Annotated in this window: 13 protein-coding genes; 1 reads left to right on the top strand and 12 read right to left on the bottom strand. The window is 54.1% G+C overall.

Annotated features, from left to right (window positions below):
- Positions 1 to 213: 213 nt before the first annotated feature.
- The 5 genes from KXG62_RS01715 to KXG62_RS01695 form a co-directional block, all read right to left on the bottom strand.
- Complete coding sequence (locus tag KXG62_RS01715; RefSeq protein WP_218090163.1) at positions 214 to 1296, bottom strand: GntR family transcriptional regulator; 1083 nt, start codon at positions 1294 to 1296, stop codon at positions 214 to 216.
- Positions 1297 to 1471: 175 nt separating this feature from the next.
- Positions 1472 to 2368, bottom strand: a complete 897-nt coding sequence (locus KXG62_RS01710) for a phytanoyl-CoA dioxygenase family protein (RefSeq protein ID WP_218090162.1) — start codon at positions 2366 to 2368, stop codon at positions 1472 to 1474.
- A gap of 116 nt (positions 2369 to 2484) precedes the next feature.
- Entirely contained in the window at positions 2485 to 3417 is a 933-nt protein-coding gene (locus KXG62_RS01705; protein WP_246627250.1) for a phosphotransferase family protein, read from the bottom strand.
- Positions 3417 to 3965, bottom strand: coding sequence for a P-loop nucleotide/nucleoside kinase family protein (locus KXG62_RS01700; protein WP_218090161.1), 549 nt, complete (start codon positions 3963 to 3965; stop codon positions 3417 to 3419). Before KXG62_RS01700 ends, KXG62_RS01705 begins: the two co-directional genes overlap by 1 nt.
- A gap of 57 nt (positions 3966 to 4022) precedes the next feature.
- Entirely contained in the window at positions 4023 to 4877 is an 855-nt protein-coding gene (locus KXG62_RS01695) for an alpha/beta fold hydrolase (RefSeq protein WP_218090160.1), read from the bottom strand.
- A 243-nt stretch (positions 4878 to 5120) separates the two neighbouring features.
- Here KXG62_RS01695 and KXG62_RS01690 point away from each other — a divergent pair, with 243 nt between their 5' ends.
- Complete coding sequence (locus KXG62_RS01690) at positions 5121 to 5546, top strand: hypothetical protein (RefSeq protein WP_218090159.1); 426 nt, start codon at positions 5121 to 5123, stop codon at positions 5544 to 5546.
- Between the two features lie 207 nt (positions 5547 to 5753).
- Here the strand turns inward: KXG62_RS01690 and KXG62_RS01685 are convergent, their stop codons facing one another.
- From KXG62_RS01685 to KXG62_RS01655, 7 genes are all read right to left on the bottom strand, one after another.
- Positions 5754 to 6623: an aminoglycoside 6-adenylyltransferase gene (locus tag KXG62_RS01685; protein ID WP_218090158.1), complete on the bottom strand. Its 870-nt coding sequence runs from the start codon at positions 6621 to 6623 to the stop codon at positions 5754 to 5756.
- 286 nt (positions 6624 to 6909) lie between these two features.
- Positions 6910 to 8361 (bottom strand): sulfatase family protein, encoded by a 1452-nt coding sequence (locus KXG62_RS01680; RefSeq protein WP_218090157.1) that lies wholly within the window; start codon positions 8359 to 8361, stop codon positions 6910 to 6912.
- Positions 8362 to 8367: 6 nt separating this feature from the next.
- Positions 8368 to 9810 (bottom strand): glycoside hydrolase family protein, encoded by a 1443-nt coding sequence (locus tag KXG62_RS01675; protein WP_218090156.1) that lies wholly within the window; start codon positions 9808 to 9810, stop codon positions 8368 to 8370.
- A gap of 52 nt (positions 9811 to 9862) precedes the next feature.
- Positions 9863 to 11185 carry an ABC transporter substrate-binding protein gene (locus tag KXG62_RS01670; RefSeq protein ID WP_218090155.1) on the bottom strand — a complete coding sequence of 441 codons (1323 nt, stop codon included), beginning with the start codon at positions 11183 to 11185 and terminating at the stop codon, positions 9863 to 9865.
- 59 nt (positions 11186 to 11244) lie between these two features.
- Positions 11245 to 12762 (bottom strand): sulfatase family protein, encoded by a 1518-nt coding sequence (locus KXG62_RS01665; protein WP_218090154.1) that lies wholly within the window; start codon positions 12760 to 12762, stop codon positions 11245 to 11247.
- Positions 12763 to 12833: 71 nt separating this feature from the next.
- Positions 12834 to 14969 carry an ADP-ribosylglycohydrolase family protein gene (locus tag KXG62_RS01660; RefSeq protein WP_218090153.1) on the bottom strand — a complete coding sequence of 712 codons (2136 nt, stop codon included), beginning with the start codon at positions 14967 to 14969 and terminating at the stop codon, positions 12834 to 12836.
- A gap of 300 nt (positions 14970 to 15269) precedes the next feature.
- A complete protein-coding gene (locus KXG62_RS01655) occupies positions 15270 to 16286 on the bottom strand; it encodes a LacI family DNA-binding transcriptional regulator (protein WP_218090152.1) in 1017 nt (338 codons plus the stop codon).
- Positions 16287 to 16297 lie beyond the last annotated feature (11 nt).

Below are 16297 nucleotides of genomic sequence, written 5' to 3'. Positions count from 1 at the left end.
AAATGAGGAAATGAGTGTCAGCAAAGATTAATTACCTGAATCTTCTCCATCGGAATCTTTGACTTGCGCTCCTGGTTAATTTCCCAGCTTCAGCTTATCTTTTCATATCCATTGACCCTCCATAAATTCGACGTAATCGCTTTCATTTGAAGTGATACAATATACTTTTAATTATTAATATACTAAATATAATATAAGAAAATACACTCATTCTCATGATGAGTGTATTCCCTTGATCAAAGTAACCGGCACCACGAATCTTCTCGGTTCGTAGGTTCCTTGCATTTGCTCGAGAAGAAGCTGGAGCGTTTGCCTGCACATTTCCTGTTCATTTTGTTGTACCCAGGATACATTTTCCAGCTCCGGGGAATCGAACGTGACCAGTTTGATGTGATCCGGAACCGCTCGTCCCAGCTGCTTTGCCGCCTTGTATGTAAACTTCGCAAGCATCGTATTGACGGTAAACACTGCGGTAATTTCCGGCTTTTGCTGCAAAAACTCAAAAATTTGTCCGTAGGCTTCTTCCGAATGGAGCGTTCTGAGCGGTATGACGCACCAGAGATTTTTATCGATCGGGATTCCTCGCTGCTGAAACGCTTTTTCAAAACCTTGCGATCGTTCATCCGTCGCGCTGTTCGTATTTTCCGGGGTGACGAAGGCGATGGCTTGATGTCCTTCTTCCAGCAACTCATCGACAGCCGCGCAGGCGCCGTTTACATTATCGGAGCTGACGCTGTAGGTACGAATTTCCTTCAGAAAACGGTCCAGGAGCACCAGCGGCTTCTTCTCCAGCGATAACCGCAAGATCGACTCGTTATAGTTTTCCTCTTCCACAGGGAAGATGATCATGCCCTGAACACCTTTTTGCAAAAAGGCTTCTATTGCTCTCGCCTCTTCTTCCTGGGATTCCCTGGTGATTCTTAACATAATATCGTAGCCGGCCTGATTCGCATAGTATTCGATCCCGTCCACAAACTGCTGCTCTACCCTATTCTTCAGCATGGGCACGATCAGCCCGATGGTCCCTCTCCCTTGTGCCGGCTGCGCATTGTAATAGGAGTGTAATTTCTGCCGAGAAGAATCGCCCTTTACGAATGTGCCTTTTCCCTTAATCCTTACGACGATGCCTTCCTCCATAAGACCGATTAGGGCGTTTTTGCTTGTAATCTGGCTTACATTGTATTGATCGGCCAGCTCTTTCTCGGAAGGGATGCGGTCGCCTCCGCGAAGTATCCCTTCGGCATACATTTTTTTAATATCATTTTGTATTTGTTTGTATAATGGCAGGCTGGGCACGGAATACACATCCTTAGTTATTATACTGTAATGGGCACCGATATATTATTTATAACAAATTAAGTATAATACATCTGTGTCGATATGAAAAGTAATTGGTTGAATGACAAATACATAGCCAAAGAACCGACCCAAAGAAAGAGTCGGTTCTTGAGTTATAAGAAGTCCTGTACGGCTATACGCCCCATTCCTTGCGCGCGTCCTCCATCGACTTCGTCGGCGTCTTTTGCCATGCGTAATGCCCTTTCGGCTTGCTTCCGATCCACCGTTCGTCCACAGGCTCCGATGCCAGCTGGTACCGCGTGTCGGCGCTGAGCCGGTATCGGTCCGTCATATTGTTCGTCGACGCATGCATCATGAACATGCCGAATATGATGACGTCTCCGGCCTCAAACGACGTCGTCGCCCATTGACCGCCGTATTGCTGGACGATTTCGACCGGATCTTCGGAGAACCAGCCTTTGGCTACATTGTCGCGGTCCACATCCAGCTGGCCGTACGTTTGTTTGATCTTGTCAAAATGCTGCGAGCCCAGCAGCAGCGTAAGGGTTCCCATCTCGATGGGCGTATCACCGAGCGGCGTCCACATCGTATATACATGAGGCGTACCGCGGCCCATATAGACGATATCATAATGGGCTCCCGTATTCCCGCCCCGTCCTACCGCACGCGGCCATTTATAATCATAGGTCATCGACGTTCCGCCCAGCAGCCGGTCGAAAAACGAGATCACGGGAGGTCCGCTGACCAGATCCACGAATGTCGGAAAGTCTTCCTTCAACTGCTCCGCGCCGGCTCCCCAAATCCCGCCTTTGTTATCGGGAGCGATTCGCCCTTCCTCCAGCGGTGCGCCCGGGTCCAGTCTCCCCATGGACTGCAGCTTGCGAACAAACTCCATCCGCGCTTCGAGCACCTGATCGCGATTATGAAAGCCGCGAAGCAGCAAATAACCGTCCTGCTCTAACCGCGCCCGCAGCGCCTCCGTATTGTCCATCACATCATTGGAGCTCCTCAGCTCCGCTAGGTCGCCACTCCCTGCTTCGAATTCCCGGCGGCCGATCTGTACCTTCATCGTAAGGTCCCCCACTCGTTTGAATATGTTGGTATCGAACAAGTTCAGATTAGCAAATCCGCCGGTGCTTGTATTTATCGAAAAACAAATAAATATTGCGCAAAAGGCAGAGAAATTTACGAAGAAACGCGATCCAGTATACTCAACAAATACAGATCCAGACGTTCGGCGACGAGCTCCGTCGTCAACCCGGTAAATCCCAGATCTGTCCATCCTTTATACACTTCCGGGGGCCAATAAGCAAAATCGATCAGCGTTACCAGGTCCCAGTACGGATCGTAGGCAAAAGAATCCCCCGCATACTGCCGATACGCGGACAAAAATGCGTCGGCAGCTTGTATACCGTGGAGCTGCGCCAAATTCACGCGGCAATGGCCGACATCGATGCCTGCCGGGCCAATGCAGCCGTTGACCCAATCGACAACGCCGCTCACCTCCCCGTCCTTCCATAATACATTTGCCGGATGATAATCCCGGTGGATGAACCGCGATGCAGCCGACGGGCGGTCTCCCGTCACGATGCGAGCAGCTTCCCTCCACTTGCCGGGAAACTGCGACCACGACGATGTATCCAGCAAGCCGGCATCGCAGTATGGCGTGAACGACCACCCATGATCTGCAGCATCCACTTGGTGAAGCCGCGAGAGCGCTTCGGCCATGCCGTCCACCCACTGCCGGATATCCGGCGGATCCAAGACGACCAGGCCTTCGAGGCGCGTCATGAGCAGCGCAGGCACTCCGCACCGCTCCCCGGTTTCATCGAAAGCGATCAGCTGCGGAACGGCTGTGCCGCTTGCCCTCGATGCCCTGCGCAAGCTTGCGGCTTCGCGCAAAGCAAGGTCGGGCTGTTCCCGCACCCACTCCGCGTTGGTGAACAGCCGAAGCACGACGCTTCTCTCCTCCCCGTGAACGCTGAGCACAATCCTGCAGACGAGTGCGGAAATTCCGCCGTGCAGCCGCTCAACCGACGCAACGCGCGCTTCCGGGTGCACCGCATCGATCACCCATTCCAGCACCGGATTCGACAACCATGGATTCATTGTATTCATCACACATTTTCTCCCTTCGCTTGTACAGCCGTATCTTCACGTAAATAAGCCATTATGTATTCGACAATCGTATCCAACGGCTCTACCGTATCCACGACAAGCTCGCCCTTCAGCGGTCGGATGGACAAGTCGCCATAATGGCTTTTCAACTTGGCAAAATCCGTAATCAGCTGGTTAGGAAGCGGGTTCGCCTTCCGCTCGTGGAAGCGTTCAGCCCAAATTCCTTCATCACTGCAATTGCAAAGTATCGATTTCAAGCAATAATTCCTTGTAGACAGCCACTCGGCAAAACGATTCATTTCTTCGTTATTGTTAAAAGGAAAATCCAGAATGAAGCGCGACGGCGCTTGCGCATTCGTATCCAATAGGCGAAACAGTATCCCATACGAAACTTTGTTTCTTTGCTCGTGATTATCGTTATAGCCGGCAATCACATCGTAAAAATCATCTTTGCGAATGACAGGCGCATGAAGTCTGCTTCCGAGCCGGTTCGAGATAACCGTTTTGCCGACGCCCGGCCGTCCCCGCAGCAAAATCACTTCCCCCATACTAACCCTCCTTGATTGCGATTGATGCTCCCGGTTATAGCATGCGGTCCTTCATGGTTACGGAAATAACCTTTGTAAAAATGCATTCATTTCCGCTCCCAGCATCGATGGATTATCCAGCCATGGATAGTGACCTGCCTTCTGAATGATGCAAAAATGTGCCGATGGCAGCAGGCGGGACAACGCGAGAGAATAGTTATAGGGCCGCGGGTCCATCTCTCCATGAAGGAATAGCGCGGGAGCCGTCACGCGCGAAACGTCTTGCTTGAATGCCACGTTTTCAAAATACTGATCGCACTCGGAGCCCACCGTTCGATTGACCTCATTATTTATGTAATGCCCGTTTATTTGCGGCATTGCTTCGTATTGGTCCTGACAAACGAGGTCGGCCCGCAGGCTAAGCTCGCGGACACGAGCGATGGCGCAAGATTTTTTCTCTCCACTCAGCGTATCCATTACAGAGCGCAGCTTGGCGTATTCCTCTCTGTCGTCGGAGCTCATTCGATTGAGCCGGTTTACGCGATAGTCGGCATGCCAGCCAGGGTCGATGCCCGTTCCAGAAATATAGATCAGTGCCATCACGCGAGCAGGATGTTGAACCGCATAAGCCAGCGCAAGAGAAGCGCCCCAGGAATGACCGCCGACGATCCAGCGCTCCAATCCCAGATGAATGCGCAATTGCTCCAGATCCTCTATAAATGTAGCGATATCGTAAGGCCCCTTCTTCTCGGATCTCCAGCTCCCTCGCTGGTCGTATCTGATTACGAGGTATCGGTCACTTAGCAGCCCAGCTACAGGCGCCAAATAATCATACGCTCCCGGGCCGCCATGCAGCAATACGACTGGAGTGCCTTGACCTTGCTTTACGTACCATAAAGAGATTCCATTGATAATGGATACACATTCTTCCATACCCGCCCCTCCTGCGTACAACATGTCAATTCAGCTTGTACTATTTCGATACCGCGCATCATTTTCCTTTATTTGTATGCGTTCCTCCTCAAATGGAAGACGATGAGAGGCCCATACTGGACTTTAGTCGGGGACAAAACCGTACACCGGTCCAAAGCGGGGCGAGGAGCATCCGTGTTACTATGGAGATAATGGAATGTCATCAACATAAACGACAGGAACAATGGAAATGAGGTTGCTGCGATGTATATCATTATTAGTCCACGACGAATTCTGATGGTCAGCACGATGGTGCTCACCTTTACGGCCGGGCTTGGCATTTGGGATAAGAAAGTCGAAGCCGGGGCCGGAGCTCCTCCAAGCTTGCATGAAAGCGTAAATACGCAGGACGGGCCCGTGTCGGCAAAAGATCATTTTCTGCAAACTCTGGGGGCATCGTCGGACGAAGCAGTGTATGATGCGCTGCTGGAAGGCCAATCGCTTGCGGACATCGCAAGCCTTCATCAGACCGATGCCGAACAGATCGTTACCCTTCAGGTGGACGAGCTGACTGCGCAGCTCGACGCCCGACTGGCGGAAGGAAGCATACGGCCGGAGCAATACCGCGCATACAAGGCGGAACTGACGGATATCGTCAGGAAAAGCGTATACGGCGGTACCTCCTCCTAAGATTCTCCGCGTGAGTATACGGGCTCTTGCGCGCACATGAAGTTTGCGCCAGCCCCTGTCTCATCATCCTACATATGGCTTGCCAACGTTCTTGCTCCAGCTTGTAGAACCGTTTGCTACGCAGTAGGACGGCTTACTTCACAAGCCAGCATAACACAAAAAACCAGCCGCGAACGGCTGGTTTTTTGCATGCCTCTTGTAGAACGATTACTTATCGCCGGCGCCGGGCGCCATATGCCGCACCCGGTTCAAATACGCTGTAACGTTCCTGTCATCGTCAAGCGGGTAAGCGTAGTTCAACCGTTCCGCAACCTCTTGCGCCGTGGCGCGGAACAAATCCAAAGTAGCAAACAGTGCGCGCCATACGCCTTCCACGTTTCCTTCCGGGTAGGTGGACAGCAATGTCTGCCAGCTCTGCGCGGACAAGTGCCGCTGCAAGTATTTGCCGTTCTTCCCCGTGCTGAGCGAAAATGCGGTGTCGATCCCGACCTTCCATTCAAGCATCTTGATCAGCATCGGCCTTACGTACAAATTCAAATGGTCCATGGCATACGTCATTTCTTGCCGCCATAACCCTTTGGCCACATAAGTGGATACCCACCAGAACTCATTGCAGCAGTCGGCATAAAATGCAGCAGACGGACATTTCACCCAATAATCTTGATCCGTCGGCGCCGGTAGCTCGGACAGCGCATGATCTTTATCCAGCAGCACGACAGACAGGCGGTCGCCGCTATGCCAGTCGTCCTTCTTCTCGATCGGGCAAAGCGTAAGGTCAATCCGGTTCCCATCCGCAAACAGCATCAGATAAGAGAAGTTACCGCCCAGCTCCGGCGGGAACATGGACATATTTTCCGGCATTTGCATAATAATCCGGCTTCCAAAGCAATCCACCCAATGTGGATCCGCGATAAAAGATTGCATGTCCGTAACCAGAAATACGATATCGTAGTCCTGGAACCTGTCTTTCGGCACGTTCGGATTCGTTCGCGATCCGTTCATCCCGACAGCCCGGACCCGCTCGTCATTTCTCGCGTAGTTCAAGATCATATCCATCATTTCTTGTTCGTTCCTCATCTGCTCACTCCGCCTTCCCATGGATTGATTTTCATATCGAAGCTTACGAACGGAAAGGCGGTCCGCGGATTCGTAAGAAACAAGACGAATGCGCGGTATAACGTTACAACAGATCCAGCAGCCTACTCATAATCGATCGTCCTCCTGTCGTCTCAATGAATTGAATCGGATTCCGCAAAAACGGGAAACCATGCAGTGTAGGTTTATTTTACCATAACTGCATGGTCGAATCATCCGGGCGCAGGCGCACCCTGCCTTTTCTGTATAACCCGCCTGCAGCGGCGATTTACAGTTCGTCTACGACCGTGCTCGGCCAACGAGGCGATTGATCGAGATAGCCTTTGGGCACATGTCTCGTCGGTTCGTAACGGACAAGCTTATCGCCGTCCAGCGCTTCCGCCAACCCGTAAGAGCGGTAATGGTCGAGCATTTCCTGCTGGCATTCCCGGCAAAGGTCGGGCTGCTGCGCCGCAATATCCGTCCATTCGTCCGGGTCGGCGCGCAGATCGTACAAGTTTTGCTTGCCGCCGTTGGCGTGATAAATATATTTGTAATCGCTGAAACGCAGCATCATCTTGAACACTCGGCCTCTTCCAACCTCCGCGAACAGCTTATCGCGAAGCGGCGCAGCCGGGTCCGCTGCAGCCGGCAGGAGATTCCGCCCCGAAGAAATGGCCGGCACCGTCCCGCCTGCCGCTTCAATGCACGTAGCGTAAATATCCTGCAGCAGCGCCAGCTGATCGCGGCGCTCGCCTTGGGGCAATGCCGCAGGCCAGCTGACAATGAGCGGCACTCTGGCGGACGCTTCATAGAAGGTGCGTTTGCCGTAGGAATAATGGTCTCCGAGCATTTCGCCATGATCCGAAGTAAAGACGATCAGCGTGTTCTCCAGCACGCCGCAAGCTTCCAGTGTATCGAGAATGCGTCCGACCTGCTTATCAACTTGAGTGACGCAGCCGTAATAATAGGCGCGCATCTTGAGCTCTTCCTCCAGGCTGAGGCTGTCAATCCCGTTCACTTTGTAATCGTTCATGACATCAATCGCATAATCGTCGGGAATCCGCTCATGCTCCATGCGAGCGGGCTTCGGTACTTGCTCCGGATCGTACATTTGATCGTACGGCTCGCAAGGATCGAACGGCGGATGCGGCTTAATGAACGACGTGAACAGGAAGAACGGCCGGTTCCGGTTGTTTCTTATGACGCGGCACGCCGCATCGGCCGTCCAGGCCGTCGTGTGCAGATGCTCGGGCAGCTCCGAAATTTGCGGAACGTAATACAGCTCGCTTCGTTTGCCGTGAGGCTCGATTACGTGACCATACCCCTGCTCACGCAAAAATTGCAAATAATCATCGTTCTCGATATGCGAAGGGATCTCTTCGGACAAGTACATGCGGTCGAACCCGTAATGCTTGCGCACCGGTTGAAAATGCATTTTGCCTACGGCGCAAGTATAATACCCCTGCTGCCGAATGAGCTCGGGCAGCGGATGCTTAATTTCTGTGGCCAACCGCTCATTCTTGAGCAGGCCGAGCTCGAACGGATGCTGCCCGGCGATCAGCCCGTGGCGGGCGGGAACGCATACCGGCGTCTGGCTGTACGCCCGGTCAAAGCATACTCCCCGCTCGGCCAGCCGGTCGATATTCGGGGTCTGAACGTGCCGATTGCCGTAGCAGCCCAGCACATCGAACCGCAGTTGATCGCACATGATCAATAAGATGTTCGGTTTTTGACTCATTCCTTCTCAACCTCCAGGACCCGGAATCACGTTCACGTCTCGGACGGATGCGCTGTCCATGTCGAACTCGTCGATCGTGATCGGCTTGTTGTTCATTGTAACCTGTTCAAACGTAATATGGCGAATTCCGTGCTCGGCGTCATGGCCTTGCAGGATGCTCTTATGCTTCATTTCATTCAGAATGTTAATGTGACGAAACGTCACATCGGAGATGTTCCCGTACCCGATCTGCTCTTCGTTGAACTTCGTTTTCAGGAAAATTAGCTTGACGAACCGGAAGTCGGCATTTTCAATCGTGATATGATCGAATATGTAACGGCTGAGATGCCCGGTTCCGCCGTGAATCGAGTTGAACACAGCCCGGTTGTCCCAATCCTTGTAGTGCTCGACGCGGATCACGTCGCAATTCGTGACGCTGACATCGCTTGTCGGCACCGATACGTTCCAGGTCAGTTGAAAAGGGGCGCCGTTCATTAATTGCCACAGCACGCAGTTGCGCACGACCATCCGCGAATGGTACAGCTTGACGGCATCGTCGTTCAGCTTGAAAAAGCAATCCTCAATGAGCGAATCGTTGCCTAGCAAAATGCCGTCGGTATTATAATACCAGCTGATCATTTTCACGTTTCGGACGGTGTTGTTTTGCCCCCACATGCGGATATGCGTCCATGGCGAGTTGACGATCGTGATGCCCTCGATGCGAATATTTCGCGTGTTGTTCCCCATTATTTCAATCATATGATGCGCTTTGTGCTCATACGCCTCGCCCGATACAACGCCCCGGCCGCGTATCGTAATATCGGTCTTGTTCGTCCCGCCGTCAAAATACCCTTTTACATACGCGCCGCCGGCGATATAGACGGTCTGGCCGGACTTCAGCTCCACTCTCCCGACCTCATGAACGCCCGGCCCAAAATAAAGAACATCCGGTCCCGGCTCGGGGACGGGCTCGCTCTCCGGCGGATCGGCAAACACAAGCAGCGGATGCTTGATTTGACCGTTGATCTCGACGGACAGCTTCGCCGGAGTGTCAAGGTCGAATTCGACCTGATGACCGTTGATCCGCGGTTGAATACCGAGGCGCGAGGGCAGGATGCTGCATGATTGAATCGGCCCCGAAACTTGACTTGTAACGACCACGGTCACTTTGCCGGAAAAAGAGAACGTCGTCCACGACGTATCTTCACTGTAAAGGTTCACTCTCGGAAACTGATTTTTGCTAATATAAGTAAAGCTGTCCTTCGTCTCCTGTCCCTGCCGAACAGCAACCGTATAATAAGGGGACTTAGGCGCTTTGTCGGGACCGGGATACGTAATCACCTGGGAATCCCCCGCCTTCCGTTCCTTTGGGGGAGCGGGAGGCGAATCGCTTGCCTCCGGACTCCCGGCGTCGCAGGCCGACACCAGCATGACGAGCAGTACGATCCAGATCACGATAACGTTTCGCATTTTCGTGGCCCCGCTCCCCATTCCAAGTATACATTTTCATTCATGCATGACGCTATTTTTTTAATAAAGACTCCACCGCTTTATTGATTTTCTCATCGGTTTGACGGATGACGGTATTCACATCAGCTGCAGGATCCTTGGCGATCTGATTCCCGCCGGCCACCAGTTCCTTGAACGCCGCGTCGTCATATTTGGTCGCTTGCGGCTGCGGCGCCAGCGTCATTTTGAAAATCGCATCTTTATTTTTTCCTTTCAGCGACTTCAAATCTTCGCCGAACACTTGGCTGTATTTCGGATCCTTCAGACTGCTGCGGCGGCCTTGCTTGCTCAGCATCGTCTGCGCTTCGTCGTCGGTGAGCATTTTGATCACCTGGAACGCTTCCGTCTGATGCTTGCTTTTGGAGGACATCATCATGTAGAAGATGCCTCCGCCGAACGCGTTTTTCGGCGCTTGCGGGAATGCCGGCAACGTCGCCATATCCCAGTTCATCGCCTGGCCCTGGCTCATCATCTGCTCGAATTCCCCGAGTCTTGCGCTCAGACCGGCCAGCATGGCCAAGTTCCGGTCTTTCTGGAAGGCAGGGATGCGCTGCGGATTTTCCAGCCAATTATCGGGGATTTGCCCGATTTTGCGGTACGTGTCGAACACCGATTTCCATGCATCCGTCTGCAGCACCGATTTGCTCGTCTTGGCGTCGACCATCGGCAGCCCCAGCTGTTCCCCGAGCCGGTTGATGTTGCCGTCGATCGCAAGCCCTTTGTACTGCACGCCTCCGTCCATCCGCGTCAGCTTCTTGGCCAGCTCGATTGCCTCATCCCACATCATGCCGTCCTTCGGGTAAGGAACGGCGAACCGGTCGAATATTTCCTTATTGTAATACAGCGCGGAGAAATTGAAGGCGAGCGGGAGCGCGAACAGCTTGCCGCCATCTGCAAGCTGCTTGGCGATTGTAATGCCGGCCGGATCGAATTTCCCCAGATCGACGTTATTTTTTTTCACCGTATCGTTCAAATCCTGCGCCGCTTCCAGCTCGACGATTTTGGCGGCGGTGACCGGACCGGCATAAATAATGTCCGGCAAATTCCCGATCGAGATGAGCTCCGCGAGCTTATCCGGGTTATCCTCGCGAACGAGGTTCAGCGTAATGTTCGGGTATTTCTTCTTCAACGGATCGACAACCCACATCTTGAACTCGTCGTCCGTCATTTTTGCGGAAGTTTGCAGAAAGGATAGCGTTACCGGCTCGCTGCTCACCGTTTCCGCCTTCGGCGTATCGGCTTTTCCCTTATCCGTTTTTACATCCGCGGAGCATCCTGCGACAAGCGCCATCGACAACCCTGCCATGAACAGGGCGGCTTTCTTATTCGTCGTCATGAACTGGACTCCTCCCCCTTTTTGCGCGGTACGTCCCCCTTGAGACGGTCCGGGCCCGCTTACCCGTCTTCCCACTTCGGAAACTCAGCCTCGTCTTGAAATACGCCCTGCCGAATCAGCTCCTTGCACTGCGGATCGGTCATCGTCAGCGTATAGTCCTGCCCGTCTTTCCCGATCAGTCCGAGGTCCGCTTTCGCCCGCAGCGATACCGCTTCCGGATCGACGATCGTGCGCAGCAGCGCTTCGAACTGCTTCAGCGTGTCGGCGTATTGCGGGTCGGCTGCCAAGTCCCGCATCTCTTGCGGATCTTCCTGCAAGTTGAACAACGAAGGACGATCGTTCACATAGTGCGTGTACTTGAAGCCGTCCTTGACGAGCATATACCAGTCCTGCTTGAAGAAATTGCCGTGATACTCCGAGAACGCGTATTCTTCCCGATTCCGGCTTCCGTTCTTGATTAACGGCAGCCAGCTGGTACCCGGCCGATCCGGCTCCGTCTCCAGTCCCGCGATGTCCATCAGCGTCGGATACAAGTCGACGAGCGTCACGGGCCCGTCGATGCGCTGTCCGCTTGGCAATCCCGGCCCCTTCACGATAAGCGGCACGCCGACGGATGCTTCATAGCTGCACTGCTTGTAAAACAATCCGTGCTCCCCGAGATTTTCTCCGTGATCCGACATGTAGACGATGTACGTGTTGTCGTACAAGCCTTGCGCCTTCAGCTCGGCGATAATTTTGCCCACATTGTCGTCCAGCGCCGTAATCATCCCGTAATACGCGGCGATCACGTTGCGCAGCATCGGCTCCGTGATCGTGCCGAGACCGAGCGCATTTTGCATATTGCGTACCTGCGGATGAAGTGCGTCGTTCGGAAAATAAGCATCATGCGGCATGACGATGTTGTTCGGGTAATACATGTCGTAATACTGCTGCGGCACTTTGTAAGGCCAGTGCGGGAACATGAGTCCGACGTACATCGCCCAAGGCCCGCCTTCCTTCTCCGCGCCCTTGTGCTGCAAATAGTCGATGGCCCATTCGGTAACCACCCGGTCATGGTCGTAGAAGCCGAGGTCTTTGTTGTAGCCGGTATCGCCGTCCGTCACCACGTCTTCCCGAATGCCGGCATTGACGATATGCATCCGCTTATCTTGACGCACATGCCCTTCCAGCCGGGCGTACAGCGGCGTCGTTCGCGGATAGGGCCTAAAGGCAGGACGCTTCTTAATGATTTTGTGCTCTGTGAATCCGCCGTCCTGGTATGGCCCGCAAAAATCCATCTTGCCGAACATCGCCGACGGCATGCCGGCCTCGTGCAGCTTGCGCGACCACGTCATTTCATTGCGGTCCAGCGGGCAGCCGAGAAACCAGCTGTCGATCTGATGCGGATATTTGCCTGTAATGAAGCTCATGCGGCTCGGCGTACATACGGGACAATTGCTGTATGCGCTTGTAAAATGAGTGCCTTCCGCCGCAAGCTGATCCAGATGAGGCGTCTTGATATACGGATGTCCGCGGTATCCGGTAATGAGCGGGTGATGCTGGTCGCTGCAAATGACAACAATATTCGGTTGGCTCATGCGATGTTCTCCCTTCCTTGATTGCATGATAATACGAGCGTGGCGAATGCGATTCGATGAAGCTCGATCCGTTACAGACTGACCAGAGAGAAGCCGCGGTAATGCGTATGGCTTGCTTCGGCGTTGGAAAATCCGATCATCCCGGTCATGTACGGCTGCTCCGCATCGGTGTAGCTCAGCAGCGATACGCCGTCTGCGGCAATGTCGAACCGGTTGCCCCGCGCCTGAACCGCGATCTTGACCGGCTGCTCGGCCTGCCAGTTCCAGTCGGCTTCCGCCAGCTTCTTGTATCCGTTCTCATTCTTGAAGAGCGCCAGCTTGCCGCCGGGCGCAAGTCCGACCGCATAGGAACGAATCCCTCCCTGCACGCGGAAGTTGATGCGGTGATGCTCGCCAAGCTTCGGCACGACGACCGCTTCGAACGTATAATCGTCCCACTCCAGCTTGCCTGTGTAGCATTCCGCCGTTTCGCCCGAATAGCTTCCGCTCAGTTCCCCGTCTTCCAGTGTCCAGATGCCCCGCAAATACGTCATTTGACTGACTTCGATGTGCAGCCCGTTCCACTTCTCCAGCCGCTCCTTGGCAAAATCGACGGCATAGCTCGGCTTGCCCCCGAAGACGACATCGTCCACATAGGCTACGAGACTCGCCCCTTTCGGTCCTTTGCCTTCCAGCGGGATCAACTCGACGCCTGCCTGCTCCAGGCAGCAGCCGCTTAACGGAGGAATCGCCAGCGCAAGCTGCGTCCATTCGCCAGGCGCAAGCACCGCGGCTTCGCCGTAATAATCAGTGCCCGAATGGCCGTCCCTCACATACATCCGCGCCTTGACCGGGCGTCCGGATGCCGGAACCATGACTTTCGCCTCCAGGCTTTGTCCCGGATACAAGATTGGAGAGAAGCTCGGGTCGTACCGGCTGTCGTTAAAATCATGAGGGCGGTAATACGTCTGATGGTATACACGGTAGCCGACGCCGCCTTGCGTTTTATCGAACAGCACCTTGAGCGAGCGCGTCCCGGAAGCGGCGGCCTCCGCCGTGTTCTCAATCACCGACGTCACCTGCAGCGGATCGTCGGTCGACGTGCGGAACGCATGCGTAGAACCGGGCAATTCAAAGTGAAAGCGCGTCCGCTTCTCTTCCATAATTCCCGCCCATCTGTCCGGAACCGGTTCACCTGCGATCCGGTAGCCGAGACCTGCAATATAGGTCGCGCACCATGCGTTGTCCAAAATGTTCAGCGATCCGATCACGCTGGAGCAGCACAGGAAATCGTTGATCGGCTTCCGCCAGTGGTCCTCGATTCCTTCCAGTCCGCCCCGGACGCCCATGATCGTTCCGACGTTCGCCACGTTGCAGTCCGTATCCCAGCCGCACATGTTGCAAATGTTGATCGACTTGGAGAAATCGCCTTCCCCGTACAATAGCGATAAAATAATGACCGCCGAGTTCGGAATGATGTGGCAGTGGCCCGGATACTTATCGTAGCCGAAATGCGCCTTCACATATCGAAACGCGTCCCGCCAGTTATCCGGATTCGCTTGATGAAAGTCCATGACGGCGCGGGTCATCCGAACATATTCGCAATCGGCGGGAATCGTATCCAGACCGGTTTCGATGATGCGCCGAATATCTTTCTCGACGAACGCGGCGGCAATGCAGGCGGCGATGAACATCCCGCCGTACTTGCCGTTGCCGTCATGGGACACGCTGGCGATCTTCTCCGCGTATTCCGCGGCGAGCTTCGGGTTCCCCGGGGCAATGAGTCCCCAGACGTCGATGAAGATTTGTCCGCCGATCTGTTCGGCGACCGCATGCCCGTTCTGCGCGATAGAGCCGGATCGCGGCGCCATGACACCGTTCTTCAGATTGATGTAAGCGGTATGCTCGGTAGACTTGCCGTAGCCGCCCCACCAGTAGAAGCCGTGGCCGTCCGGCGCATAATTCAGCCAGGTCAACCCCATTTGCTCCGCCGTAATTCCGGGACCGCACGCGTAGTCCTCCAGCGCCCTGAGGAAAAATATCGGCCCGTTCGTGTCGTCGTCGGCCGCGAAGTTGATAAACTCGTGCAGATAGCCGGTCACCTCGCCGAACGTGCGCTCGATGCGTTCGAACGTCCAATTCTCGATGTTGCCCCCGTGCCGGACGCCGATCACTTTCCCGAGCCAGCCGGCATACACCCGTTCGACGTAATCATGCTGTATCACCATTGCTTATTCCACCTTTCTTCTAGCCATACGATGAGTGCCGGTTGGAATGCATGGAACTAATTTTGCAAACTTGGAACCGGTTTTATTTTGTTTTAAAAAAATTATTTGTTGATTCCATCACGTTTTCCGTGCCTTCCGTTCTAGTTACAGCCCACCTTTATGGAACCGTTTCTATTTCGACTGCTGCTTTCGCGATGAATACATGAAAGCAGCAGACTTATCGGTGCGCGCTCCACCGTACCGCTGGTTGTTTACCCTGTCTGACCGACAGACAAGGCAAACACGGGGCAGGTCTCGCGCTTATACCGATTTCACCGTCGACTCCCGAACGATCAGCCGGGGTTCGAGCTTTACTTTGCGGAACGGCTCATCGGACTGATCGATTCGCTTCAGCAGCAGCTCGACCGCGATGCGGCCCATTTCCGCCACCAAATTCGACACCGAACTGACTTTCGGATTCGTCAGCATGCACCAGGGAATATCGTCAATGCCGACGACGGCGACGTCTTCCGGGACGCGCAGACCCAGCTCCATCAAACCTTGAATGACGCCGATCGCGACCAGGTCGTTAGCCGCATAAATGGCATCCGGCCGGTCCTTCAATCCGCAAAAGTATCGCGCCGCTTCCATGCCCGTCTCAAGAGACAGTCTTTCGCCGGTAAACACGAGCGAGCGGTCCAGCTTCATGAAGCTTGCGGCAAGCGACTTCTCGTATGCCGCGTAACGCGTTCCCCGGTGCAGTGTAACGGGGCCTCCGGCATACGCGATTCGCCTGCGTCCGATGCGGATCAAATGATCCATGGCCAAGTAGCCTTCCGACCGGCTCAAGCCTACCGTATCCGCCGGCATATCCTCGCCATAATTGCCGATGAGGCTGACCGGTACGGTCGCTTTCTTGATGAGCGGGTTCAACGTTTTCGGATGACTGATGGACAGCAGCACGATGCCGTCGACGTGCATGTCGTTGGCATCCCTGATGACCGCCAGCTCCTCCGACGGATTGCCGTAATGGTTGATCAAGACGAGACGGAAGTCATTTTGTTTGGCGACTTGCTCTGCCGCCCACGCCAGCTCCGGGTAATACGGATTGCGAATGTCATCGATCGCAAGAGCGATTTGTCTGCGCAAATTCGTTTTCAAGCTTCGGGCCATAAGATTAGGCGTAAATCCAAGCTGTTCGATTACCCGGGTTACCTTCTGCCTCGTGATCGGTTTTACCCCGGGGGCGTTATTGATAATTCTCGAAACGGTAGACTTGGCGACTCCAGCTTCCTTCGCCACGTCATCGATCGTTACTTTACTTTTCTTCTGCTCCATATGTATCTCCT

The sequence above is a fragment of the Paenibacillus solanacearum genome (assembly GCF_910593845.1).
Lineage (GTDB): Bacteria > Bacillota > Bacilli > Paenibacillales > NBRC-103111 > Paenibacillus_G > Paenibacillus_G solanacearum.
This window is presented reverse-complemented; position numbering and strand designations above follow the sequence as displayed.